The organism is Pararhizobium sp. DWP3-4 (genome assembly GCF_049898205.1).
In the GTDB taxonomy this organism is placed as follows: Bacteria; Pseudomonadota; Alphaproteobacteria; order Rhizobiales; family Rhizobiaceae; genus Pararhizobium.
In genome coordinates this window covers 289,485-314,266 of the sequence record NZ_JAFCXF010000002.1, presented here as the reverse complement: position 1 = coordinate 314,266, position 24,782 = coordinate 289,485, and the positions used below count along the sequence as shown (strand labels likewise).

At 62.4% G+C, this 24,782-nt stretch carries 21 protein-coding genes and 1 pseudogene; 16 read left to right on the top strand and 6 right to left on the bottom strand.

Annotation, left to right across the window (positions count from 1 at the left end):
• Positions 1–43: 43 nt before the first annotated feature.
• The 3 genes from ACP7E6_RS06685 to ACP7E6_RS06675 are packed head-to-tail and all read left to right on the top strand — an operon-like array spanning position 44 to position 2,192.
• Complete coding sequence (locus ACP7E6_RS06685) at positions 44–892, top strand: TIGR01459 family HAD-type hydrolase (protein WP_426228951.1); 849 nt, start codon at positions 44–46, stop codon at positions 890–892.
• A gap of 48 nt (positions 893–940) precedes the next feature.
• The gene (locus ACP7E6_RS06680) at positions 941–1,939 is read left to right on the top strand and encodes a bifunctional riboflavin kinase/FAD synthetase (RefSeq protein ID WP_426228950.1); all 999 of its coding nucleotides are present in this window, start codon (positions 941–943) and stop codon (positions 1,937–1,939) included.
• A 13-nt stretch (positions 1,940–1,952) separates the two neighbouring features.
• Positions 1,953–2,192, top strand: a complete 240-nt coding sequence (locus tag ACP7E6_RS06675) for a BrnA antitoxin family protein (RefSeq protein WP_426228949.1) — start codon at positions 1,953–1,955, stop codon at positions 2,190–2,192.
• A gap of 191 nt (positions 2,193–2,383) precedes the next feature.
• On the opposite strand, the gene ACP7E6_RS06670 is transcribed toward ACP7E6_RS06675, so the two are convergent.
• The gene (locus ACP7E6_RS06670) at positions 2,384–2,578 is read right to left on the bottom strand and encodes a DUF1902 domain-containing protein (RefSeq protein ID WP_426228948.1); all 195 of its coding nucleotides are present in this window, start codon (positions 2,576–2,578) and stop codon (positions 2,384–2,386) included.
• Between the two features lie 314 nt (positions 2,579–2,892).
• On the opposite strand from ACP7E6_RS06670, the gene ACP7E6_RS06665 reads away from it, so the two are divergent.
• The 3 genes from ACP7E6_RS06665 (at position 2,893) to ACP7E6_RS06655 (ending at position 7,263) form a co-directional block, all read left to right on the top strand.
• Positions 2,893–6,027 carry an isoleucine--tRNA ligase gene (locus tag ACP7E6_RS06665; RefSeq protein WP_426228947.1) on the top strand — a complete coding sequence of 1,045 codons (3,135 nt, stop codon included), beginning with the start codon at positions 2,893–2,895 and terminating at the stop codon, positions 6,025–6,027.
• Between the two features lie 135 nt (positions 6,028–6,162).
• Positions 6,163–6,780, top strand: coding sequence for a hypothetical protein (locus ACP7E6_RS06660; RefSeq protein ID WP_426228946.1), 618 nt, complete (start codon positions 6,163–6,165; stop codon positions 6,778–6,780).
• A gap of 6 nt (positions 6,781–6,786) precedes the next feature.
• Positions 6,787–7,263 carry a GNAT family N-acetyltransferase gene (locus ACP7E6_RS06655; RefSeq protein ID WP_426228945.1) on the top strand — a complete coding sequence of 159 codons (477 nt, stop codon included), beginning with the start codon at positions 6,787–6,789 and terminating at the stop codon, positions 7,261–7,263.
• An 18-nt stretch (positions 7,264–7,281) separates the two neighbouring features.
• On the opposite strand, the gene ACP7E6_RS06650 is transcribed toward ACP7E6_RS06655, so the two are convergent.
• Complete coding sequence (locus ACP7E6_RS06650) at positions 7,282–7,731, bottom strand: nucleoside deaminase (protein ID WP_426228944.1); 450 nt, start codon at positions 7,729–7,731, stop codon at positions 7,282–7,284.
• A 76-nt stretch (positions 7,732–7,807) separates the two neighbouring features.
• Between ACP7E6_RS06650 and ACP7E6_RS06645 the strand changes: the two are divergent.
• The 3 genes and pseudogenes from ACP7E6_RS06645 to ACP7E6_RS06635 form a co-directional block, all read left to right on the top strand.
• Positions 7,808–9,870, top strand: a pseudogene (locus tag ACP7E6_RS06645) (pseudouridine synthase); the annotation flags it as partial.
• A complete protein-coding gene (rsmD, locus tag ACP7E6_RS06640) occupies positions 9,857–10,414 on the top strand; it encodes a 16S rRNA (guanine(966)-N(2))-methyltransferase RsmD (protein WP_426228943.1) in 558 nt (185 codons plus the stop codon). The pseudogene ACP7E6_RS06645 and the gene rsmD, both read left to right, overlap by 14 nt.
• Positions 10,415–10,433: 19 nt before the next feature.
• Positions 10,434–11,303, top strand: a complete 870-nt coding sequence (locus ACP7E6_RS06635) for a patatin-like phospholipase family protein (protein ID WP_426228942.1) — start codon at positions 10,434–10,436, stop codon at positions 11,301–11,303.
• A 6-nt stretch (positions 11,304–11,309) separates the two neighbouring features.
• Here ACP7E6_RS06635 and ACP7E6_RS06630 read toward each other — a convergent pair whose 3' ends face one another.
• Entirely contained in the window at positions 11,310–13,169 is a 1,860-nt protein-coding gene (locus tag ACP7E6_RS06630; protein ID WP_426228941.1) for a monovalent cation:proton antiporter-2 (CPA2) family protein, read from the bottom strand.
• A 170-nt stretch (positions 13,170–13,339) separates the two neighbouring features.
• Here ACP7E6_RS06630 and ACP7E6_RS06625 point away from each other — a divergent pair, with 170 nt between their 5' ends.
• From ACP7E6_RS06625 to ACP7E6_RS06605, 5 genes are all read left to right on the top strand, one after another.
• Positions 13,340–14,686, top strand: coding sequence for a TldD/PmbA family protein (locus tag ACP7E6_RS06625; RefSeq protein ID WP_426228940.1), 1,347 nt, complete (start codon positions 13,340–13,342; stop codon positions 14,684–14,686).
• 55 nt (positions 14,687–14,741) lie between these two features.
• Positions 14,742–15,554 (top strand): 3'(2'),5'-bisphosphate nucleotidase CysQ, encoded by an 813-nt coding sequence (locus ACP7E6_RS06620; protein WP_426228939.1) that lies wholly within the window; start codon positions 14,742–14,744, stop codon positions 15,552–15,554.
• Between the two features lie 60 nt (positions 15,555–15,614).
• On the top strand, positions 15,615–15,851 hold the full coding sequence (locus ACP7E6_RS06615; protein WP_318412638.1) for a DUF4170 domain-containing protein: 237 nt from the start codon (positions 15,615–15,617) through the stop codon (positions 15,849–15,851).
• A gap of 100 nt (positions 15,852–15,951) precedes the next feature.
• Positions 15,952–17,265 carry a lipid IV(A) 3-deoxy-D-manno-octulosonic acid transferase gene (gene waaA / locus ACP7E6_RS06610; protein ID WP_426228938.1) on the top strand — a complete coding sequence of 438 codons (1,314 nt, stop codon included), beginning with the start codon at positions 15,952–15,954 and terminating at the stop codon, positions 17,263–17,265.
• 21 nt (positions 17,266–17,286) lie between these two features.
• Positions 17,287–17,994: an HAD family hydrolase gene (locus ACP7E6_RS06605; protein ID WP_426228937.1), complete on the top strand. Its 708-nt coding sequence runs from the start codon at positions 17,287–17,289 to the stop codon at positions 17,992–17,994.
• Between the two features lie 15 nt (positions 17,995–18,009).
• On the opposite strand, the gene ACP7E6_RS06600 is transcribed toward ACP7E6_RS06605, so the two are convergent.
• Positions 18,010–19,104 (bottom strand): flagellin, encoded by a 1,095-nt coding sequence (locus tag ACP7E6_RS06600; RefSeq protein WP_426228936.1) that lies wholly within the window; start codon positions 19,102–19,104, stop codon positions 18,010–18,012.
• A 323-nt stretch (positions 19,105–19,427) separates the two neighbouring features.
• Here ACP7E6_RS06600 and lpxK point away from each other — a divergent pair, with 323 nt between their 5' ends.
• Positions 19,428–20,459 carry a tetraacyldisaccharide 4'-kinase gene (gene lpxK, locus ACP7E6_RS06595; protein ID WP_426228935.1) on the top strand — a complete coding sequence of 344 codons (1,032 nt, stop codon included), beginning with the start codon at positions 19,428–19,430 and terminating at the stop codon, positions 20,457–20,459.
• A gap of 44 nt (positions 20,460–20,503) precedes the next feature.
• Here the strand turns inward: lpxK and ACP7E6_RS06590 are convergent, their stop codons facing one another.
• Both ACP7E6_RS06590 and mutL read right to left on the bottom strand, forming a co-directional pair.
• Positions 20,504–20,731 carry a DUF2093 domain-containing protein gene (locus ACP7E6_RS06590; RefSeq protein ID WP_113243156.1) on the bottom strand — a complete coding sequence of 76 codons (228 nt, stop codon included), beginning with the start codon at positions 20,729–20,731 and terminating at the stop codon, positions 20,504–20,506.
• Positions 20,732–20,892: 161 nt separating this feature from the next.
• Positions 20,893–22,692 (bottom strand): DNA mismatch repair endonuclease MutL, encoded by a 1,800-nt coding sequence (gene mutL / locus ACP7E6_RS06585; protein WP_426228934.1) that lies wholly within the window; start codon positions 22,690–22,692, stop codon positions 20,893–20,895.
• 281 nt (positions 22,693–22,973) lie between these two features.
• Here mutL and ACP7E6_RS06580 point away from each other — a divergent pair, with 281 nt between their 5' ends.
• A complete protein-coding gene (locus tag ACP7E6_RS06580; RefSeq protein WP_426228933.1) occupies positions 22,974–24,710 on the top strand; it encodes a response regulator in 1,737 nt (578 codons plus the stop codon).
• The last annotated feature ends 72 nt before the right edge of the window (positions 24,711–24,782 follow it).

Sequence of the window (24,782 nt, the reverse complement as noted above, 5' to 3'; positions counted from 1 at the left end):
CTGCGATGTCAGCCCGACCATTTCTTTTCTGCGGGAAGCCAGCATGGCCGTTCGGATCAACAGTTTTCGCGACATTGCCAGCCGCTACGATGTCGTGCTCTGCGATGTCTGGGGCGTGCTGCACAATGGCGTCGAGGCGTTCAAGGGTGCCTGCGAGGCGCTGACCGAAGCGCGCGCCAAAGGCCTGACCGTCGTTCTGATCACCAATTCGCCGCGCCCACATCCCGGCGTCATCGTCCAGATCCGCGGCCTTGGCGTGCCGGACACAGCTTACGATCGGATCGTAACATCTGGCGACGTCACCCGCGCGCTGATCTCGGCCGGTCCGAAGAAGGTCTATTTCATCGGCGCGGAAAAGGATCTGCCGCTGCTCGAAGGCCTCGACGTCGGCATGGTCTCTTCCGAGGAAGCCGAAATCGTCGTCTGCGCTGGCTTTTTCGATGATGAAACGGAAACTGCCGACGACTATCGCGCCACGCTTTCCAGCCTTGCCAAGCGCAAGGTGCCGTTCATCTGCGCCAATCCGGATCTGGTGGTCGAGCGCGGCCACAAGCTCATTCCTTGCGCCGGTGCCATCGCCAAGGTCTATGCGGAGTTGGGCGGCGAAACCCGGATTTCCGGCAAGCCGCATGTGCCGATCTATCGCGCGTCCCTGACGGAAGCCAAGGCCGTTCGCGGCGGGCTCGACCTGTCGCGGGTGATCGCGGTCGGCGACGGCATGCCGACGGACGTCAAGGGCGCACAGGATTTCGGCCTCGACGTACTCTATATCAGCGCAGGCATTCATGCGGCCGAATACATGGTTGCCGAAAAGACCGATGAGACCAAGCTGACGGCATTCCTGAAAAACGAGGGTGCCACGCCGAAATGGTGGATGCCGAGACTGGCGTAACGGATTTGGCGTGATTGACCTGCACGAAGAGATGACTGGCTAACGGACATGACGGTTTTTCATCGCAACGAGACCCGCGAACCCCTTCCAGAAGCGCTGCGTGGCGGGGTCATCGCCATCGGCAATTTCGACGGCGTGCATCGCGGCCATCAGTCGGTGCTCGACAGGGCTCTGGAAGAGGCACAAGTGCGCGGCGTTCCAGCCCTGGTTTTGACCTTCGAGCCGCACCCGCGCAGCGTCTTCCGCCCGGACAGGCCGGTGTTCCGCCTGACGCCGGCACCACTGAAGGCGCGCATCCTCGAAGGAATGGGATTTTCCGCCGTCATCGAATATCCGTTCGACCGGACTTTCTCCGAGCTTTCCGCATCCGATTTCATCCGCTCCATCCTGATGGACTGGCTGCATGCCAGCCATGTGGTCACCGGGTTCGATTTCCATTTCGGCAAGGGCAGGGAAGGCGGCCCGGCTTTCCTGATGGCCGCCGGTGGCGAAAACGGCTTTGGCGTGACGCTGGTCGATGCTTTTCGCGATGAAAGTGCTGCGGTGATCTCCTCCAGCCATATCCGCGCGCTGCTGGGCGAGGGTGATGTGTCCCAGGCTGCCGGTTTGCTGGGCTATCGCTACACCGTGGAATCGGAAGTCATTGACGGCAAGAAGCTTGGCCGCACACTCGGCTATCCCACCGCCAACATGCAGCTTCCGCCGGAAGTCGAACTCCGCAACGGCATCTACGCCGTCCGCTTCCGCCGCGCCGACGGCAGCATCCATGATGGCGTTGCCAGCTTCGGCAAGCGCCCGACGGTCGATAGCAACGGCATCGCCCTGCTCGAAACCTTCGTCTTCGATTTTTCCGGCGATCTCTACGGCGAAGTCTGTTCCGTCTCGTTCTTCGGCCACCTGCGCGGCGAGCTGAAATTCGACGGCCTCGATCCGCTGGTGGTGCAGATGAAGCAGGACGACGCCGAAGCCCGCGCCTTGCTCTCCGGCGTCAAGGCGCTCAGTATGATCGACAGCAAAATCGCATTCGGTCTGGATGCAAACTCCTAAAAGGATGATCCCAATGGCCACCACGCCCCGCCGGCCCGTCAGCGCCATGGATGCCGCCGAAGCTTTGTTCAAGCCGGTCAAGAAGGTCGCAGCAGCGGCTGTCGAGAAGCGTGCTTTGCCGGAAACCAGGGAACTCGTATCGATCAAGCTCGATAGTGCCGTGCTCCATTATTTCCAGGACGACGGCCCCGGCTGGCAGGACCGTATCAACGACGCGCTCCGCGCCGTGATGGTGGCAAATCCGAAGGAATGATGGGGCTTTTCTGCCGCGTTCCCTCTTCTCCCCAGCGGGGAGAAGGTGGCCCGTAGGGGCCGGATGAGGGGGCCGAAGGCCACTTCTGTCTTGCTCCGGCTTCGCCGAAGCGCCCCCTCATCGCCTCACTTCGTTCGGCACTTCTCCCCGCTGGGGAGAAGAGGGAACCCGTTGCACGCTGCTCATCTAAATTAAATATGATTGGCGACGATCAGGTCTATCGCGGTATCGAAAATGATCTCTTCGAATTCGTCGACCGTATCGGCTTCGATGTGGAAGCCTTCGATGTCGCTTTCCGAATAAAAGACCTTGGCTTCCGGATCCCAAACCGCCTTCACAAAAAATGTCCGCTTGACCATGTGCTGCTCCCGCATCGAACGTGCCATCGCTAACTCGCCACCGTCTCCAGTATCATATAATGCGCTTGAAATTGCATTCCATCGCCGTGGCGCACATCGTTCTTTGAAACTTTGCCGTTGTCATCTTCCTTTTCGCGCAAAAACCGCTTAAACAACCGGCCACCATGACCCGATATCGTCGATTGATACGTGATCAGCGAATTATTGGCCCGGCCTTCCCAGCGCTTTGATAGCCGCCGGAAGGTCCGGGTTTTCGGCGTTCCGCACGAGCGCCACCGTTTCCCTTATGATATCCCGTTCGCATGCGCGGCGACACGCGCCCAGATATGATTGCTGAAACCATGACCGATACCGTTGAAAAGATTGATTATTCCAAGACCCTCAATCTGCCGGAAACCGAATTTCCGATGCGCGCCGGCCTGCCGCAGAAGGAGCCGGAAACGGTTGCCCGCTGGCAAGAGATGGGCCTCTACAAGCAGTTGCGCGCCTCTGCCGCCGGCCGCGAAAAATTCGTCCTCCATGACGGCCCGCCCTATGCAAACGGCAATATCCATATCGGCCACGCGCTGAACAAGATCCTGAAAGACATCATCACCCGCTCGTTCCAGATGCGCGGCTTCGACTCGAACTATGTTCCGGGCTGGGATTGCCACGGCCTGCCGATCGAATGGAAGATCGAGGAAGCCTATCGCGCCAAGGGCAAGAACAAGGACGAGGTTCCGGTCAACGAATTCCGCCAGGAATGCCGTGACTTCGCAGCCAACTGGATCAAGATCCAGTCGGCCGAGTTCAAGCGCCTGGGCATCGAGGGCGACTTCGACAATCCCTACACGACGATGGCCTTCCATGCAGAAGCCCGCATCGCCGGCGAGCTGTTGAAGATCGCCAAGTCCGGCCAGCTCTATCGCGGCTCCAAGCCGATCATGTGGTCGGTCGTCGAGCGCACGGCATTGGCGGAAGCCGAGGTCGAATATGCCGATATCGAGAGCGATGCGATCTGGGTGAAGTTCCCGGTGCTCGAAGCCTCGCTCAGTGATGTTCGAAAGACTAGCTTAGGCGAAGCAGTCAGTGCTACTCGCCTTCAGCAGTTGACAAGCGCTTTTGTCGTTATCTGGACAACCACGCCTTGGACCATCCCAGGTAACCGAGCAATCGCATACTCCTCGCGATTGAGCTACGGTCTCTATGAGGTGGTGACAACCGAGAATGAATTCGGACCTCAGCCGGGCGAGACGCTTATCTTCGCTGACAAGTTGGCCGCGGAGTGTGCAGCGAAAGCTAAACTGACGCTGAAGCTTGTTGCGCATCTTCAGGCTGATGAACTGGCAGCTATCACCTGCGCCCATCCACTGGCCGCCCTTGGCTACGACTTCAAGGTTCCGCTTCTGAACGGTGACCACGTCACCGACGACACCGGCACCGGCTTTGTGCACACGGCTCCCGGCCACGGCGCCGATGACTTTGAGGCCTGGATGGACAACGCCCGGGCTCTGGAAGCACGCGGCATCTCGTCGAAAATCCCGTTCACCGTCGATGACGCCGGTTTTTATACGGCCGACGCGCCCGGCTTCGGTCCGGATCGCGACGGCGGCGCGGCCCGCGTCATGGACGACAACGGCAAGAAGGGCAATGCCAACGATCTCGTCATCAAGGCGCTGATCGAGACGAAGACCCTGTTCGCCCGGGGACGCTTGAAGCACAGCTATCCGCATTCGTGGCGCTCGAAGAAGCCGATCATCTTCCGCAACACGCCGCAATGGTTCGTCTACATGGACAAGGATCTGGGGCAGGCCCCCTCATCCGGCCCTTCGGGCCACCTTCTCCCCGTGGGGGAGAAGAGGGAGCAAGCGGCTGCCTCGGAAATCGCCTCTCCCCAGCGGGGAGAGGGTGGCGCGTATCCGCCGGGTGAGGGGGGCGGGGTCTCCGCGAGTTCGGACAGTGCCGTATCTACCAAGCCCGACACCCTGCGCAACCGCGCCCTGTCTGCCATCGACAACACCCGCTTCGTGCCGGCCGCCGGCCAGAACCGCCTGCGTGCGATGATCGAAAACCGTCCGGACTGGGTTCTGTCGCGCCAGCGCGCCTGGGGCGTGCCGATCGCCGTCTTTGCCGACGTCGAGGGCGAAGTGCTGGTCGATGAGGCCGTCAACGCCCGCATCATCGAAGCCTTCGAGGCCGAAGGCGCGGACGCATGGTTCGCCGAAGGCGCCAAGGACCGCTTTCTCGGCAGTGATCATGACCACGGCAAGTGGATCCAGGTCATGGACATTCTCGATGTCTGGTTCGACAGTGGTTGCACCCACACCTTCACGCTGGAAGATCGCCCGGACCTGAAATGGCCGGCCGATGTCTATCTCGAAGGCTCCGACCAGCATCGCGGCTGGTTCCATTCGTCGCTGCTCGAAAGCTGCGCGACGCGCGGCCGTGCGCCGTATAACGCCGTCGTCACCCACGGGTTCACGATGGACGAAAAGGGCGAGAAGCAGTCGAAATCCAAGGGCAATGTCGTTGCGCCGCAGGACGTGATGAAGGAATCGGGCGCCGATATCCTGCGCCTCTGGGTCGCCACCACCGATTACTGGGAAGACCAGCGGCTCGGCAAGGCGATCATCCAGACCAATATCGACAGCTATCGCAAGCTGCGCAACACCATCCGCTGGATGCTCGGCACGCTGGCGCATGACAAGGGTCGGGAAGGCGGCGAAGACATCGCCTTTGCCGAAATGCCGGAACTTGAGCGTCTGATGCTGCACCGCCTGTCGGAACTCGACCAGCTGGTGCGCGAAGGCTACGACGCCTTCGATTTCAAGCGGATCGCCCGTGCACTGATTGACTTCTCCAACATCGAGCTGTCTGCATTCTATTTCGACATCCGCAAGGACGCGCTCTATTGCGATGCGCCGTCGAGCCCGCGCCGCCGTGCGAGCCTGGTGGTCATCCGCAAGCTGTTTAATTGCCTCGTCACCTGGCTTGCCCCGGTCCTGCCGTTCACCACGGAAGAAGCCTGGCTGTCGCGTGATCCGTCGGCCGTCTCCGTGCATCTGGAACAGTTCCCGGCGGTGCCGGCTGAATGGCGCGACGAGGCACTGGCTGAAAAGTGGAAGAAGATTCGCACGGTGCGCAAGGTCGTCACCGGCGCGCTCGAAGTCGAGCGCCGCGACAAGCGGATCGGCTCCTCGCTTGAAGCAGCCCCTGTCGTCCACGTCGGCGATGCCGATCTTCTGGCAGCGCTCGAAGGCGAGGATCTGGCGGAAATCTGCATCACGTCCGGTGTGACGATCGTTGCCGATGCCGGCCCGGCGCAAGCCTTCCGGCTGGACGATGTTGCCTCCGTCAGTGTCGAGCCGGCGCTTGCCGAAGGCGTCAAATGCGCCCGGTCCTGGCGTATCACCGCCGATGTCGGCTCCGATGCCGCGTTCCCGGATGTGTCCGCCCGCGATGCCGCTGCGCTGCGCGAACTCGGCTACGCTTCTTAAGGGATAGTTTACCGGGTGAATTGCGTAATTGCCGCTCATCCGGTAAACCTGCCTGAAAATCGGCGGATTTATCCGTCATGGGCGCAGCAATGCCGCTCAAGTATCGATCGTGCCGGCACCGCTGGAAGGGTTTTCATGGGAATGACGCGAGAGTTTCGAATGTATGCTGGCCTGTTTGCCGTTGTGGCGGGCAGCGTCGTCTTGACCGGCTGCATCGGTGGCCCGACCTACGGGACGGACAAGACGGCCGGCGAGCATCTGATAGACGATCTCGGCAGTTCCGTCAGCCTCGGATCGACCAAGCCCAATAATGTCAAGTATCAGCCGCGTCCCGGCCTGGTGCTGCCGCCTTCAGGCGAAACCGCGCAATTGGTTCAGCCGCAGCAGAATTTGGCCACCAAGGACAATCCGCAATGGATCGAATCGCCGGAAGACACGCGCCAGCGTCTGCGCGAAGAAGCCGACGCCAACGCCGATAATCCCAGCTACGTCTCGCCACTGGCCAAATCCAGCGCCAATGGCCGCAAGCTGACGACGGCCGAGCAGACGCAGGCCTATCGCGACGCCCGCAAGATCCAGATGGGCGCCTATGCCGACAAGCGCCGGTTCCTCAGCGACCCGCCGCTCGAATACCGCAAGCTGCCGGAAGAGGCGACGGCGGATCTGGGCGAGCCGGAGCAGGTCAAGGACCGCCGCCGCAAGAAGGAAGCTGCAATCAAGGGCAGCGGCAAGAAATGGTACCAGATCTACTGATGCTCGATGTTTGAGATCCGCAAAGCTACCGCCCAGGACGCAGAAACCATTCTGCGTTTCATCACCGAACTGGCCGTCTACGAAAAGGCCGGACATGAGGTCGAGGCGACCGTTCAATCGGTGACCTCTTCGCTGTTCGGCGAAAATTCCGTTTCCGATGCCGCCATCTGCGAGCGCGATGGCGTGCCGGTCGGCTTTGCCGTCTGGTTCTTCAGCTATTCCACATGGCTGGCGCGCAACGGCCTTTATCTCGAAGACCTCTATATCACGCCGGATCAACGCGGATCGGGCGCCGGACGTTCGATGCTGCGCTATCTGGCGCAGATCGCGGTCGAGAAGGGATGTGGCCGTTTCGAGTGGAGCGTGCTCGACTGGAACGAGCCGGCCATCAAGACCTATGAGGCAATCGGCGCCGAGCCTTTGTCGGAATGGACGCGCTACCGTCTGTCCGGTGCGGCACTCGAGAGCTTTGCCGCCGGGTAAGATTTCCGGATCGGGCGTTCAGCGTCTTCCGGCAAAGAATTCCTTGAGGATGTCTGCAGCACTCTGACCGGAAAGACCGGAATAGACGTCGGGTGCATGATGGCAGGTCGGCTGGCTGAAGAAGCGGACGCCGTTATCGACGCCGCCGCCTTTCGGGTCTTCGGCGCCGTAGTAGAGCCGGCGCAGGCGGGCAAACGAGATGGCCGCCGCACACATGGTGCAGGGCTCGAGCGTCACGTAGAGATCGGCACCGTTCAGCCGTTCTGCCCCGATGGCGCTTGCAGCCGTGCGGATCACTTCGATTTCGGCATGCGCGGTCACATCGTTGCGCTCGCGCGTGCGGTTTCCGGCGCTGGCGATGATCTCGCCGTTGACCACAAGGACGGCACCAACAGGCACTTCGCCGCGGGCAGCCGCCATCCTGGCTTGTTCCAAGGCCAAATCCATAAACCGGCTCGTCTCAGCCATCGTCGATACCCGTGATAATTTCTCTTAACCCAAGGGCTGTGACCTGATAGGACAGCCCAAAAGGCAGGCAACACAAATGACATTCAAAGACAAGCCCCAGCGGCCTGGCGGCAAACCCGCACGGTCCGACAAGAAGCCCTATACCGGCGCGCGCAACACCGCTGCCGATCATTCGGCTGTTGATAGCACCGATGCCGAGAAGCCGCGCAAGCCGCGTCCATCAGCGACGGAAACCGTCGGCGCCGACGTGCCGCAGCGCATTTCCAAGATCATGGCGCGCGCCGGCGTGGCCTCGCGCCGCGACATCGAGCGCATGATCATGGAAGGCCGCGTTTCGCTCAACGGCAAGCTGCTCGACAGCCCCGTCGTCAACGCGACGCTTGCCGATCACATCGAAGTGGACGGCCAGCCGATCCGCGGCATCGAGCGCACGCGCCTCTGGCTCTACCACAAGCCGTCCGGCCTGGTGACCACCAATTCCGATCCGGAAGGCCGCGCCACCGTTTTCGACAACCTGCCGGAAGATCTGCCGCGCGTGCTGTCCATCGGCCGCCTCGACATCAATACCGAAGGCCTGCTGCTCTTGACCAACGATGGCGGTCTCGCCCGCGTGCTCGAACTGCCGGCCACCGGCTGGCTGCGCCGCTACCGCGTCCGCGCCCACGGCACCATCGACCAGGCTGCGCTGGACAAGCTGAAGGACGGCATCGCCGTCGACGGCGTGCTCTATGGCGCCATCGATGCAACACTCGACAAGGTTCAGGGTTCCAACGTCTGGATCACCATGGGCCTGCGTGAAGGCAAGAACCGCGAAATCAAGAACGTCATGGGTGCGCTTGGCCTCGACGTGAACCGGCTGATCCGCATTTCCTATGGTCCGTTCCAGCTCGGCGAACTGCCGGAAGGCCAGGCCCAGGAAATTCGCGGCCGCACGCTGCGCGACCAGCTCGGCCCGCGCCTGATCGAGGATGCCAAGGCGAATTTCGATGCGCCGATCTTCGATGCCGCAGCCGCCGAGGACGAAAAGCCGCAGAAGAACGAATGGGCGGCCGGAAAGCCGGAAGCCCGCGAGCGTGGTGCGTTCAAGGAAAAGGCCGGCGACAAGCGCGAGCGTGCTTTGTCGCGGCTGGATACGACACGGCATGACGACCGCAGCGGCGGCCGTCCTGACCGCAATGACCGTGGCGGACGCGATGCGCCCGAGGCGAAATTTGACGGCCCCAAGCGCGAGCCGGGTTTCCGTGCCCGCAAGGCCAATGTCTGGATGGCGCCGGGCGCCCGGCCCTTGGCCGAAAAAAAGCCGAAGGACGCCCAAGGCGCCGAGGTTGCGGAAAAGCCTGTACGCCGCGAGCGCCCGGAAGGCGCGCCGGACGTCAAGCGCTACGGCAAGTCCAGGGATGGTCTGGCGACCAAGTCCAACCGGAAGTTCGATCCGGACCGCAAGAAGGCAAGCGTGTACGATCGTCCCGATCGCGGCCCGCGCGTGATCGTCACGCGTGATGCAGATGACAACGACTGGATCCGCGCAACGGAAGAGCCGAGCCGCGACGAAGGCCGTGGTGGCGACCGCAAGCGTTCGGGTGGCGACGATCGTGGTGCCCGCAGCTTCGGTGACCGCCCCCCACGTGGTGATCGTCCGCAGGGTGCCCGTCCCCAAGGTGACCGCCCGCCACGCCGCGATGGCGACAAGCCGTTCGGCGATCGCAAGCCGCGTGCCGAAGGCGCCCGCTCGTTCTCCGATCGTCCGAGAAGCGACCGGCCTGCCGGTGACCGCCCGCAAGGCGATCGTCCCCGCAAGCCGTTTGGCGAAAAGTCGTTCTCGCGTGAGGATGGCGATCGCAAGCCGCGTGATTTCGGCGATCGTCCGCCGCGTGGAGATCGTCCGCAGGGCGACCGTCCACAGGGGGATCGCCCCCCACGCCGCGACGGCGACCGTCCGTTTGGCGGCAAGCCTTCGGGCGACCAGCCAGCTGGCGGAAAATCCTTCGGCGGCAAACCGGGCGGCGCAAAACCGTTCGGCGCGAAAACTGGTGGTCCTCGCAAGCCAAGCACGGGTGGTGGCAAGCCTTCGGGTGGCCGCCCAGCCGGTGGTGGCAAGCCACGCGGCCGCGGGAACTAAGCGCCGGTGCGGATCGTCGGTGGCGAGTTTCGCGGGCGCGGGCTCGCAACACCCAATTCCAACGACATCCGGCCGACCACGGACCGGACGCGCGAAAGCCTGTTCAATATCCTCAGCCATTCCTATCCGGAAGCGCTTGAGGGCCGCGTGCTGGATCTGTTCGCCGGCACCGGCGCGGTCGGGCTTGAAGCCCTGTCGCGCGGCTGTCGTCAGGCTTTGTTCGTGGAAATGGGCACGGAGGGCAGGGGCCTGTTGCGCACCAATATCGAAGCGTTTGGCCTGACCGGCCGGGCGCGCGTCTTCCGCCGCGATGCCACCGATCTCGGTCCCGCCGGCACCGTCGAGCCGTTCCATTTCCTCTTTGCCGACCCGCCCTATGGCAAGGGCCTTGGGGAGAAGGCGCTTGCTTCGGCTGCCAATGGCGGCTGGCTGGTGCCGGGCGCGCTTGCCGTTCTCGAAGAGCGGGCCGATGTGTATCCCGTGCCGCAGGATGGGTTCGACTTCATCGACGACCGCCTGTTCGGCGAAACCAAGATGCATTTCTACCGTTACCGCACCGCGTGATACCGGAAAGACGCTGAGCATGACGCAAGGCCTCGACACATCGCAGACATCAGCCGGCCCGACCGTCGCCCTTGCGCTCGGCGGCGGCGGTGCGCGCGGGCTTGCTCATATTCATGTGATCGAAACGCTGAACGAACTCGGCATTCGCCCGGTCGCCATCGCCGGCTCGTCCATCGGCGCGATCATGGGGGCGGGCATGGCGGCGGGGATGAGCGGTACCGATATCCGCGAGCACACGCTGGCAACCGTCGGCCGGCGCAAGGAGATCGTCAACCGGCTCTGGAGCCTGCGCCCGGCGAGTTTCGCCAAGGCCGTGACCGGCGGTTTTCGGGTCGGACAATTCAATATAGAACGCATCCTGCCTGCCTTCCTCCCGGAGGCCATTCCGAATGACTTCGCCGCGCTGCATATTCCGTTGAAGGTGATGACGACGGACTATTATGGACAGACCGAGCGCGTTTGTGAGGACGGCGACCTGCATCAGGCGCTGGCCGCCTCGGCAGCCCTTCCGGCCGTCTTCATGCCGGTTCGCATCGATGGCCGTGTGATGATCGACGGCGGCATCTACAATCCGGTCCCGTTCGATCATCTGACGGGGCTGGCCGATATCGTCATCGCCGTCGATGTGGTCGGCGGACCGGATGGCGACGGCGAAACCATGCCGAGCCGGATCGACAGCCTGTTCGGCGCCAGCCAGTTGATGATGCAGTCGATCATCGCGATGAAAATGAAGGCACAACCGCCGGAAATCCTCCTGCGCCCGGATGTCAGCCGCTTCCGGGTGATGGATTTTCTCAAAGCCCAGGAAGTGCTGACCGCCACTGCCGCGGTCAAGGATCAGCTGAAGGCCGCACTCGATACCGCCTTCAACGCCAGAATTGGGGGCTAGGACGGATCAATCGGCTCCGGCCAGAACATCGGGGGCCGGCTTCGGTTTCACCGGTGGGGATTCCGGCAGGATATCGTCGTCGGCTGCGAGCGCCGGCGCCGTCTCGCGCCTCGGCTTGATCAGCGGCTCCGGCTTCACCGGTTCGAAATGCAGCATGTCGCGGCCGGCGCTGATGCCTTCCGCTTCCTGTACCACCAGCCGGGCCTCGTCGCGGCGGCGGATGTCGTTCATGATTTCCTCTGCCTGGTTGTCGGCGATCCCCAGCCCTTCCAGCGTCTTGCGGCCGAACACCAGACCGGATTCGAACGTCTCGCGCAGCTCGTAATCGACGCCACGGGCGCGCAATGACAGGGTGTGCAGCCGGTCATAGGCGCGGGCATAAATCCGGGCATTCGGATATTCCGCCTGTACCATGTCGACGATCCGGTCGGTGATCTCCTGCTTCTGCGTGCAGATGGCGACGATCTTGGCGCGCTCGATGCCGGCGGCGCGCAGCACGTCCAGCCGTGTTCCATCGCCGAAATAGATGCGGAACCCGAAGGTCGCCGCTTGGCGCACACGGGCGGCGGAATGGTCGATGATGGTCACCTCGCGGCCGCCGGCCAGAAGGATCTGCGAGGCGATCTGGCCGAAACGGGAAAACCCGATCATCAGCACATCGGCGCCGGCACCATCGAAATCCTCCTCCATCTCCTCCATCGCCTCGTCCTGCTCCTGCATCAGAAGGCCGGCCAGGGCCGAAGCCGCAGGCGTCAGCGCCATCGACAAGGTCACCACGACGATCAGCAGGGAGGCCCAGCTGTCGGAAAATACGCCGGCGGTGGCGGCAGCGGTAAACAGCACGAAACCGAACTCACCCCCCTGCGGCAGGAGCAGGCCGATTCGTACGGCGTCATTGTGCGGCGAACCGGTAACACGGCAAAGCGTGTAGATGACCACGGCCTTGACCAGCATCAGCAAGGGCACGGCGATCAGGATCAGCACAGAGTTCTCAACGATGACATGCAGATCCAGCGACAGCCCGACCGCCATGAAGAACAAAGCGAGCAGCAGCCCACGGAAAGGCTCGATATCGGCTTCCAGCTCATGGCGGTAGGATGACTCCGCCAGAAGCACGCCGGCCAGGAAGGCCCCCATCGCCATGGAAAGTCCGGCGAGCTGCATGAGCGTTGCGGCGCCCAGCACGATCAGCAGCGCTGCCGCGATCATGACTTCGCGCGCACCGGTGCGGGCAATGACCTGGAACAGCGGATTGAGCAGATAGCGGCCGGCGATGACCATGATCAGGATTGCACCTATGGCGACGGCAAAATCCTGCAGCGGCGGCGTCGTATCTTCCGGTGCCTGCAGGGCGAGCAGCGGGATCAGCGCCAGAAGCGGCACGATCGCCAGGTCCTGCAGCAAAAGGACCGAAAAGGCGCGTTGGCCGTATCGCGTGTTGGTGTCGCCGTTTTCGTCGAGGATCTGCAGCGCAAAGGCTGTTGAAGATAGCGCCAGTCCGAAACCGGTGATGACGCTGCCGCTCCAGTCGAGCAGGCCGCCCCAGAAAACGATCGCCGAGATCGCGGTGCCGGTCACAAGCACCTGCGCGGTGCCAAGCCCAAAAATGTCGCGCCGCATCTGCCACAGCCGCGACGGCTTCAGCTCCAGTCCGATGATGAAGAGCAGGAACACGATGCCGAGTTCGGCAAAGCCGAGGATCTGCTCGCCATCGCTGATCTGGTGCAGCAGCGGGCCGATGATGATGCCGGCTGCGAGATAACCGAGAACGGTGCCGAGCCCGAGCTTCTTGAAGATCGGCGCTGCCACGACGGCGCCACCGAGCAAGAGCAGGGCCTGTGAGGTGAGGGCGGGTGTCGTCGACATACGTGTTTTTCCCTGGCGCGCAGCCGCATATTGCGGCTCTGGCGTGTCTGGCTGGGCAGGAGTTTGCCCTAAATTCGGCATTTGGTCGGGGGCGGCGGTCAAGAATCAGGATATGCCCTTGATGCCGGTCCCACTGCACAATAAATGGAGCGGGAATGAAAGGCTAAATCATGTCCGATATTATCGATTCCGGTGTTCTGCAGACAAGGGCGGCCGCGCTCATCGATTTGGCGCTGAAAGCGGGTGCCGATCAGGCCGATGCCGTGGTGGTCCGGGGCCGTTCCCGCTCCGTCTCCGTGCGTCTCGGCAAGGTCGAGGGCACCGACGCATCGGAAAGCGATGATTTCTCGCTGAGGGTTTTCGTCGGCCGCCGTGTCGCCAGCGTTTCGGCCAATCCGGGCTTTGATCTGAAGGTCTTGGCCGAGCGCGCGGTGGCGATGGCCAAGGCCTCTCCCGAAGACCCCTATGCAACGCTTGCCGACAGCGAGCGCCTGGCACGCTCCTATCCGGATCTCGAGCTGTACGACCCGACGGAAGTCTCGACGGAAACCCTGACGGCGGCTGCCCTTGAAGCCGAAGAGGCCGCACTTGCCGTCAACGGCGTCACCAATTCGAGCGGGGCCGGCGCCTCTGCCGGCATGGGCGGCATGGTCCTGGTCACGTCGCACGGATTTTCCGGCGCCTATATGGGCACCCGCTTCGGCCGTTCCGTCAGCGCCATTGCCGGCGACGGCACCAAGATGGAGCGCGACTATGACTTCGACAGCCGCCTCTATTTCGCCGACCTGAAATCCGCAGCCGAGATCGGCCGCACCGCCGGCGAAAAGGCGGTTGCCCGTATCGGCCCACGCCAGGTGCCGACGCAGAAGAATGTCACGGTTATCTTCGATCCGCGCATGTCGCGCGGTTTTGCCGGGCATATTGCCGGTGCGATCAATGGTGCCTCGGTTGCCCGCAAGACCTCGTTCCTGCGCGACATGATGGGAAAGCCGGTGATGAAGGCCGGGATCACCGTTACCGATGATCCGCTGGTGGTCCGCGGCTCTTCTTCGCGTCCGTTCGATGGCGAAGGGGTCACCGGACAGAAACTGTCGATGATCGAGGATGGCGTGCTGCAGCAGTGGTTCCTGTCCACTTCGACCGGCCGGGAACTGGGTTTGGAAACCAACGGACGCGGCGCGCGTGGCGGCACGGCGGTATCACCGTCGGCGACCAATTTTGCGCTGGAACCCGGCGACGTCTCGCGCGAAGAGCTGATCCGCAGCGTCGGAACGGGTTTTTACGTCACCGAATTGATCGGCCAGGGCGTCAACATGCTGACCGGCGAATATAGCCGCGGCGCTTCCGGCTTCTGGATCGAGAATGGCGAATTGACCTTCCCGGTCTCGGAAGTCACCATTGCGTCCAATCTCAAGCAGATGTTCTTTGCCATCACGCTGGCCGACGATATCGACCGCAAGTTCGGCGTCGCTGCCCCGACGCTCGCCATCGAAGGCATGACGCTCGCGGGCAGATAAGCGCCCGACCAAATATCTTTAACGCGGCCGATGCCGCGGGAAACGGAAGTTTGACATGAATGCCGTTCGCCCATCGCCGGAGCAATGGTCCGGCGATCTGGACCTGATCACGATGGCGGCGAAGGCTGCAGGGGAAAAAGCGCTGTCCTACTTCCGCAAGGATCCGGACGTCCAGTGGAAAAATGGCGGCCGTTCGCCGGTCAGTGAAGCGGATTTTGCCGCCAATGATATCCTCAAGGAAAAACTTCTGGCGGCCCGGCCGAACTATGGCTGGTTGTCGGAGGAAACTGACGACGATGAGGCTCGGCTTGGCTGCGATACCGTCTTCGTCGTCGATCCTATCGACGGAACCCGCGCCTTTATCGCCGGCAAGGATGTCTGGTGCGTCAGCGTCGCTGTCGTGCATCGCGGCCGTCCGGTCGCCGGTGTGCTCTTTGCTCCGGCGCTTGGTGAGCTGTTTCAGGCGACCGTAACGGGTGAAGCGCTGAAGAACGGCGCGCCGATCACGGTCAAGGCAATCGGTGCGGAGGTTTTGCGGATCGCGCTTGCCGAGGAAACGGTCGGACTTCTGGAACCCGGCTACCGGGCGAGCGTGTCGCGGATTCCGCATGTGCCGTCGCTGGCCTACCGGATCGCGATGATCGCCGACGGCCGGATCGACGGCACGATCGTCAAGAAAAACTCGCATGATTGGGACTTGGCGGCGGCCGATCTGATCCTGGAGCGGGCAGGCGGCGCACTTTTCAGCCTTGATGCGCAGCCGCTTTCCTACAATCGCCCCAATGTTCGCCATACCGTCCTGTGTGCGGCTGCAAGGCCTGCATTACCAGCGTTGATTGCCGCATCGCAAGGGCTGGAGGGCCATTGACCTTTCCGCCTGAATGCCGCAAACCACGAGCAAAATACGGCAAAAAAATTGGAAGGTCTGATGGCTCAGAATTCGGAAGTAAAACAGCGGCTGCATCTGGTGTTCGGCGGTGAATTGACAACGCTGACCGGTGTTCAATTCCGTGATCTCGAAAAACTCGATGTCGTCGGCATTTTCCCTGACTATGACAGCGCGCTGACGGCCTGGAAGTCCAAGGCTCAGCTGACCGTCGACAATGCGCATATGCGCTATTTCATCGTCCACATGCACCGGCTCCTGGATCCGGAACAGGCTTGATGCCAGGGCGTTTCGGACAGCCAGGCCTTGCGGCTGAACAGGCGGAAGCCGCACATGCGGCCGGCCTTCCGGCTGGCCGGTGCACGGGAGTTTTGTCCGCATGACCCACATGCTCGCCCGGCTGGCTCTGTCCAGCTATCGCTGGATCGGCACGGCGGTCTATCCGCTGGTTTGGGGCTATCTTGCCGCCCGCGCCGCCAAGGGCAAGGAGGACAGCGCCCGCCGTCAGGAGCGTTACGGCCATGCCAGTGCCCCGCGTCCGCACGGACCGCTGGTCTGGTTTCATGCCGCCAGCGTCGGCGAAACGACTGCCATCATCCCGCTGATCAATGAGGTCTCCCGCCGCGGTATCTCGGTGGTGTTGACCACCGGCACGAAGACATCGGCACGCATTGTCGCCGACCGGCTTGGCTCGCGCGTCATCCATCAGTATGTGCCGCTCGATTTCAAACCTGCCGTCAGCCGTTTCCTCGATTATTGGGAACCGGATCTGGCAATCATCGCGGAATCGGAGATTTGGCCGATGACGATGATGGAACTGGGGCGGCGCCATATTCCGCAAGTGCTGGTCAACGGCCGCCTGTCGGACCGTACGTTCGGCCGCTGGAAGAAGCGTCTCTGGCTTGCCGACGCGCTGTTTGAAAACCTGGCGCTGGTCATTGCTCAATCCGAGGCAGACGCCGACCGGTTTCGCACCCTTGGTGCACTGCCGGTGATGGTGTCCGGCAATCTCAAGGTCGATACCGATGCGCCACCGCACGACAGTCATGCGCTGAAGCATTACCACCAGCAAATCCGCGATCGCAAGACCTGGGCTGCCATCTCGACCTTCGAGGGCGAGGAGAATGCCGCCGGTATCGTTCATCGGGCGCTGAAGGAGCGCACCGGCCTCCTGACCATCATCGTGCCGCGCCATCCCGAGCGTTGCGATGCGATCGAGACGATGCTGACCTCCAAGGGGCTGACGGTCGCAAGGCGCACCCGCAATGACCCGATCACCGCAGAAACCGATATCTTCCTCGGCGATACGATCGGCGAGATGGGGCTTTACCTGCGTTTGACCGAGGTGGCCTTTGTCGGCCGCTCGCTGTTTGCCGAAGGCGGACAGAACCCGTTGGAGCCGGCCATGCTCGGCTGCGCCATCCTGTCGGGCGGCAATGTCCAGAATTTCCGCGACACCTACCAGACGCTCGCCAAGAACGGCAGCGCCAAGATCATCCGCGATGTCGAGATGCTGGCCAAGGGCGTGAATTATCTTCTCGTCAACGACGAGGTTCGTCGCAAGATGATCGATGCCGGGCTTGAAACCGTGCATGAAATGCGCGGAGCATTGTCGGCGACGATTAGGGGCCTCGAGCCCTATATCAACCCGCTGACGGTAAAGGCACGGCTGCAGCCACGCGGCGATAACTGATTTTTTTCCGGTGGGGTATTGATGACGGCCGACAGGACCATTTCCGGCATCCTCTTCGACAAGGACGGAACGCTGCTCGATTATGTGAAGAGTTGGGTTCCGGTGAATTATGAAGTCGCCAGCATCGCTGCCAATGGCGACGCGGCACTGGCAAGGCGCCTGCTTACCGCCGGTGGCATGGATCCCGATACCGGCCACGTGCTGCCCGATAGCCTGCTGGCAGCGGGCAACACCGTCGAAATCGCCACCGGCATGGTCGCGGCGGGCGCGCCCTATACGGTCGAGGCCCTGACGGTGAAGCTCGACGGGCTGTTTTCCAATTCGGCTGAATATGCGGTGCCGGTAACCGACCTTGCTGCGTTCTTTTCCGGCCTGCATGCCAAGGGCTACCGCCTCGGCGTCGCTTCGAGCGATAACGAACGCTCGATCCGCGAAACCGCCAAGCGCTTTGGTTTCGACGGTTATCTTGACTATGTCGCCGGCTATGACAGTGGTTTCGGCACCAAGCCGCAGCCCGGCATGGTGCATGGTTTCTGCGCCGCGACCGGGCTTCAGCCCCACCAGGTCGCCGTCGTCGGCGACAACAACCACGACCTGCACATGGGCCGCAATGCCGGCGCCGGCCTGACAGTGGCCGTATTGACCGGCACCGGCTCGCCGCAATCGCTGGCGGCGGCATCCGATCACTGCCTCAACGACATTACCGAGCTTGAGACGGTTTTGGTCTAACGCCGGCCCTGTTTTCTAGCGGAACAGCTGCATCAGCAGCGACGGCGCATTGTTGGCGATGTTGAGCGCCTGAACGGCCAGCTGGACCTGGGCCTGAATGGCTTTGAGCTTGGTGGAGGCGTCGTTCATATCGGCATCAACCAGCCGGCCGACACCCTTCTGAATCGTTGCCGTCAGCGTGCGGTTGAAGTCCGTCTGCATCTCGATGCGCATGCTGAGCGAGCCAAGCGTCGCGCCCCGGTCGGTCAGCGTTTCGTGGATATCGTCATAGCGTTTCAGGAGAAGATCGGTCGCGTAGCCCACCAGTTCGGCGGGCACTTCGCCCATATGCGAGGCGCTGTACATGTCGTCGGTCTGGGCGCCGTTGGCAAAGCCGATCTGGGTGCGTCCGTTAAAGGCCGGCAGCCAGGCCGTTCCCTTGCCGGGGTCTTGATGAGCCACGCCGCCGGTCATGCCGTCGGCCTGTGGGGTATCGACCAGTCCGTTCTGCGCCGAGGTGCTGCCATCGTCATTCTTGTAGGTGGCCGGGCCGAAGACATTGAGATTGCTGTCGCCATAGATGTTGATGATGCCGACTTTGCCCTTCGTGTAGCTGGCCACGATGCCGCCGAAGGCGACATTGGCATCGGGAGGGCTCATCTCGATGTAGTTGAGCGTCTTGCCATTGCCGTCGACATAGCTTTTTTCGGTATAGTGCAACTCGCCCGGCACCAGCAGGTTGCGGCCGTTGAACGACGAGGACTGGGCGGTCGAAAGAAACTGTTTTTCCAGCTCGTAGATCTCCGAGCTGACCTTGTAGCGATCGACGCCCGGCTCTTTCATCGCCATGATCTTGGTCTTGATCTCGGAGGTGATGGAGATGAGGTCCTCCATCCCCTGATAGGAGACATCGACGAGGGCAGCGCCCAGCTCCAGCGCGTCGATCACGGTGCTCGTCGCCTTGGTGGTGTTGCGCATGTCGGTGGCGATCGACCAATAGGCGGCATTGTCGGCCGCCTCCGAGATCCGCATGCCGGTGGTGATGACATCCTGCATCTTGGCATGGGTGCTGTCATTATGGCGCAGAATCGCCAAAGCGGCGGTGGCCGCCGAGTTGAAACTTATGTTCATTTTTATGTCCGCTACAAAAAACAGGAAAACGGAAGGCACCAAATCTGGTTAACCGAGAGTGCCTTAGCCTGGTTAATACTCGGTGTATCGCGCGCGGCCACCGTCGGCCTGGCAATACCGTTCGGCGGTGTCACATGAACGGCTCGTTGCTTCGTTCCAGGCGCGCACGGCTTGCAATTCCCGGCAATCTGACGTTTTGTGTCGCGGACCGAGACGGCATTTTTTCGATGGAAAAAATGTTTTGATAGGACAAGAATGTCGCCGCGCAAGACTTTGCGAAATCCGGAAGTAACCGGCCGGCGCTGGGAGGCCCGGAAGGACTGATGGTTTCTGATGCACCGCCATTCTGGTGGACCAAGGCGGATTGGCGCGCCTACGGCCTCTGGCCCTTCTCCTGGATTTACGGCCGCATTTCCGGCTCGCGCATGGATCACGCGCGCCGCGCGTCCGTGCCTGTCCCGGTCATCTGCGTGGGTAATTTCACCGTCGGTGGAGCTGGCAAGACGCCGACCGCGATCGCGCTTGCCCGTGCTGCCCGCCAGCGCGGGCTGAAGCCGGGATTCCTCAGCCGCGGCTATGGCGGCTCGCTCGACGTCACGACAGTGGTCGATCCCACCCATCACCGCGCCCGCGACGTCGGCGACGAGCCGCTGCTTCTCGCCCGCGAGGGCCTGGCCGTGGTCTGCCGCAAGCGCGTCGAGGGCGCCCGCCGGCTGGTGGCCGAGGGTGCTGACATCATCATCATGGACGACGGTTTCCAGAGCGCCCGGCTGACCTTCGATTTTTCGCTGCTGGTGATCGACAGCCGCCGCGGCATCGGCAACGGTTTCCTGATCCCCGCCGGTCCGGTGCGCGCGCCGATTCCCCAGCAGATCCGCCATGCCTCAGCTTTGTTGAAGATCGGTAATGGCGATCGTGCCGACGCGCTGATCCGCCGCTCGGCGCGCGCCGGCAAGCCGATCTACGCCGCCAATGTCGAACATCTCGACGATGGCGGGCTGAAGGATGTTGCGGTTATGGCCTGGGTGGGCATTGCCGATCCGGAAAAATTCTTCCGCACGGTGCGCGAAACAGGGGCGATCATCGCCGAAACCCGCAGCTTTCCGGACCATCACCATTTTTCAGAGGATGAGATCGGCGATCTGCTCGATCATGCCGCCGCCCATGGCTACCAGCTGGTGACCACCGCCAAGGATATGGTGCGGCTGGAACCCGGGCATGGCCGCGCCGGGGAGCTGATAGAAAAGAGCAGGGTGATCGAGGTGGAAGTCCGCTTCGACGATCCCGGCTCACCGGGCAAGATCATCGATGCTGCGGTCAAGGCGGCCCGCACCCGCAATCTGCGCAAGTCGTAGGCACGAGTGCCACCGGGCGCGATTATGTTGGAATGACGGAACGTCTAAATCTGGTTTGGCAGGATGCCGGCGCGCTTGTCCGCCTCATAGGAGGCTTCGGCGTCGGCATAGGGTTCCTGCCGCGCCACGCTCCAGTAGCGCAGCTCATCGACCGGGATGACGGCGCCGGTCATTGCGCAGATGACATGCGATCCGGGCAAGACGATCTGAAAGTCGCCGTCGAGATAGCGGATCTTGGCTTCCCGGTTACCGTTGCCCTCGAATCTGTTCATCGTCCTGCGACCTCGCATCAAGTGTCGTCCGCTGTTTGGAAGCGCCATCTCGACAGGCATCCCGGTGGACGCGTCAAGATGAGCGTTCCAGCGTCATCTGTCGTGACCATGCTCTAGCGCGACATTGCCGAAATTTCCAGCGCAATTGACGTCCCGGATGCTCAACTGCGTCCGAACAGCCGTTCGATATCGGAAAGCTTCAGCTCGATATAGGTTGGCCGCCCGTGGTTGCACTGGCCGGAGCCGGGCGTCGCCTCCATCTGCCGCAACAGCGCGTTCATTTCCTCGGGCCTGAGCCGCCGGCCGGACCGCACCGAGCCGTGGCAGGCCATGGTCGCCGCCAGATAGTCCAGCCGGCTGGCAAGGCCGTTGGCGGTGTCCCATTCGGCCAGCTCGTCGGCCAGCTGCCGCACCAGCCCGACGGCATCCATCTCGCCGAGCATCGAGGGTGTTTCGCGAATGGCAATCGCGCCCGGCCCAAAGCGCTCGATGCCGAGCCCGAGCCGCGAGAATTCCGCCGAATGGCTGATCAGCCGGTCGCAATCGTCTTCCGGCAGATCGACGATCTCGGGAATGAGCAAAGCCTGGGCCGGGATCGGCCGGGAATTCAGCCCCTTGCGCAATTCCTCAAACACCAGCCGCTCATGGGCCGCATGCTGATCGACGATGACAAGGCCATCCTCCGTCTGGGCGACGATATAGTTTTCATGCAGCTGCGCCCGGGCTGCGCCAAGCGGGTGGGCTTTTTCCGGTTGCGGGGCGGCGGCAAGTTCGGGTTCGCTCGACGGTGTGCGGGCCGACGGCATTGTCATCCCGGCAAAGGCTGCCTGTGGCCGTTCACCGAAACCGGCAGGTGCCGAGCCGAAATCCATCGGCCGGTAGGGGGAGGCGGCGGCCGTCCAGTTGCCGTTCGGCCGCTGCGGCTCCGGCCGGAAGGCCCGCATCAGGCCGCTGGCGCCGGTCGTCGAGGCGCGGTCGCCATCCTGTGCCAGTGCCTGGCGGATCGCACCGATGATCAGGCCGCGTATCAGGCCGGGATCGCGGAAGCGGACATCCGATTTGGCCGGATGCACGTTGACATCGACCACATCCGGATCGACCGTCAGCGACAGTACGGCCACCGGATAGCGCCCCTGCGGAATGGTCTCCGCATAGGCGGCGCGCAGGGCCGACCAGATCAGCTTGTCCTGCACCGGGCGGCCGTTGACAAAGGCATATTGCTGCAGCGAATTGCCGCGGTTGAAGGTCGGCACACCGGCAAAGCCGGTCAGCCGCGCGCCCTCGCGTTCGGCATCGATCTCGATCGCGTTGTCGCGGAAATCCCGGCCGAGCACCTGGGCGATCCGCGCCAGCCGGTCGTCGCCGGTCGAGGGAAATTCCAGCGTCGTCCGGTCGGACCCGGACAGCACGAAGCGCACGCCCGGAAAGGCGATCGCCATGCGCCGGACGACCTCGGAGATGGCCGAGGCCTCGGCCCGCTCGGTCTTCATGAAATTGAGCCGTGCCGGCGTCGCAAAGAACAGGTCGCGCACCTCGACCACGGTGCCCTGGTTGACGGCAGCGGGCTTCACCGGTTGCAGCTTGCCGCCGAACACGCCGATTTCGGCGCCATGGCTGGCGCCACCCGGACGGCTGGTGATCGTCAGCCGCGCCACCGAGCCGATCGAGGGCAGGGCTTCGCCGCGAAACCCCAGTGTGCGGATGTCCAGAAGATTGCCGTCGAGCTTGGATGTGCAATGGCGGCGCACCGCCAGTTCCAGATCGTCCGGCCCCATGCCGCAGCCATTGTCCGTTACCCGCAGCAAGGTCTTGCCGCCGCCCGCCGTGGCGATCTCGATGCGGGTGGCGCCGGCATCGAGCGCATTCTCGATCAGCTCCTTGGCCGCACTGGCAGGGCGTTCGATGACCTCGCCGGCGGCGATCTGGTTGATGAGGGTTTCTGAGAGTTGCTTGATGGCCATGGTCTATTGTCCGGGATTCGGCTGCACATGAAAAGGATGCTGGAGGGTCTATCCCCGGCTGTGTCGAGGTGGTGGTCCGGGACGAATTCGGCCGGGTTTAATCTGGCCTTAATACAAAGCTGCGACGGTCTGCGACAACCTGAATGAGCACAGGTTTTGTCATTTGGAGCCTGTGGCGCAGCTGTCCGCCCAGGAACGGAACCCCAAATACGGCCTGATAGGCGCGTTTGTCAGCATGTCCCCGGAAAAAGAAGCCGCCAAGGTTATAAGAGGGCTATGCAATGAATGATGTAGCGTCTTTCGGCGCGAACATCCAGAAAACCGTGCTCGAGGCGACATCTGACGCACTCGGCTTGGCCATTCTTGTCTGCGACAAGAATGATGAGATCGTTTTTGCCAGTCGCCCCATTCTCCAGTTCTATCCCATTCCGGTGCATTTTCTGGAGGCGGGAACACGGCTGAAGGATTTTCTCGGCGCGATCTTTGATTCCGGCGTTCGCAGCGGCACGGCGCCCGAGACCAGCCGCCGTCATGCCAATCGCGACGAATGGATTTCCGAACATCTGTCGCATCACTGGCGCGAACGTTTCGACGCCGTCGAGCGCATCGGCCGCCAACGCTGGATCAATGTGCGCAAGCGTCGCCTGTCGAGCGGCCTGGGCATCGTCGCGATCAGTGACGTTTCCGAGCAGAAGAAGCGCGAAGAGAAGATGCAGCTCGATATGGAGCGCGTCGAACTGACCGAGGGCATCCTCGATTGCCTGCCCAATCCGATCTGCGTCAAGGATCGCAATCTGAGCTATGTCGCCGTCAACAAAGCATTCTGTGCCATCCACGGCATGACCGCCGACGCCATCCTCGGGCGGTCCGTCTGGGATCTGCTGGAGCCGGATCTGGCTGAAAAATTCGAACGTTCCGACCGGGAAACGCTGGAGAACGGCGATGCCCACTGCCAGCCGGAACAGATCGTCCAGGCGGATGGCGAAGATCTCTGGGTCGTCACCCGCAAGTTCCGCGTTGGCGATCCCGGCAAATATCTGCTTGTCACCTGCATGAACGACGTGACCGATCTGGTTGTCGGCTATGGCGGACTGGATGATATCACGTCCGGCCGGTCGCCTTTGGACATCAAGGACTACGGCGCCTTCGCCCCGGCGCAGAATTGCTACGATCCGTTCCGTTCGATCGATATGCAGCATCTGGTCGAAGCCGGCGCCATCATCGATCCCGACATGAAGGGCAAGCAGAAAATTCTCTTGATGACATCGGCGGCAGCTGTCGAAATCAACCTGGTGCCGCAATTGCGCCGCTGGGGTTATGACGCCTGCGCGGTCAGAAATACCACCGAGCTTGCAGCCTTCAGGGATGCGTGTGCGGCGCGCGGGATCACGATCGAGGCCCTGCTGATCGATGGCACGATGGCGGATGCGCTGGCGACGGTGGCGAACTGGACGATGTCTCCGTCGCTGGTGATTGCCAAGGATTGGAAAGCCATCGAACTGCGCGCCAGCATTCTGGCTTTGTGCGAAAACGGGATCGGCGCCTTGCCGTCGGCAGAGTCTGAAGGCCCGGCCGATTGGGACATCATCGTACCGGACGTGAGCTTGACCGGCCGGCCGATGCCCGAGGTCGAGGTCGTGGTTGCCGAAGACAATGAAATCAACCAGTTCGTTTTTGCCCAGATCCTCGAAGGCCTCGGCATATCCTACCGCATCGCCGCCAATGGCGAGGAGGCCGTCAAGCTGTGGCAGCAATACCGGCCGAACCTGGTGCTGATGGATGTCTCGATGCCGGTGATGAACGGGTTTGATGCGACGCGCGCCATCCGCGCTCTCGAGAAGACTGCAAGCTTCCAGACGCCGATCATTGCCGTCACGGCGCAGGCGCTCGATATCGATATCGAGCAGAGCAAGCTGGCCGGCATGGACGATTACATCACCAAGCCGATCAGCCCGGACATGATCGAGGCCGTCTACCGCAAGTTCGTCAACACCAAAGCCGAGCGCATGACGGGCTGACGACCCTTTCTGTCCGAATGGCGATGAAACGCCCAGAAAAGGCAAGCAAGAGCACAGGTTTGAACCCTATTC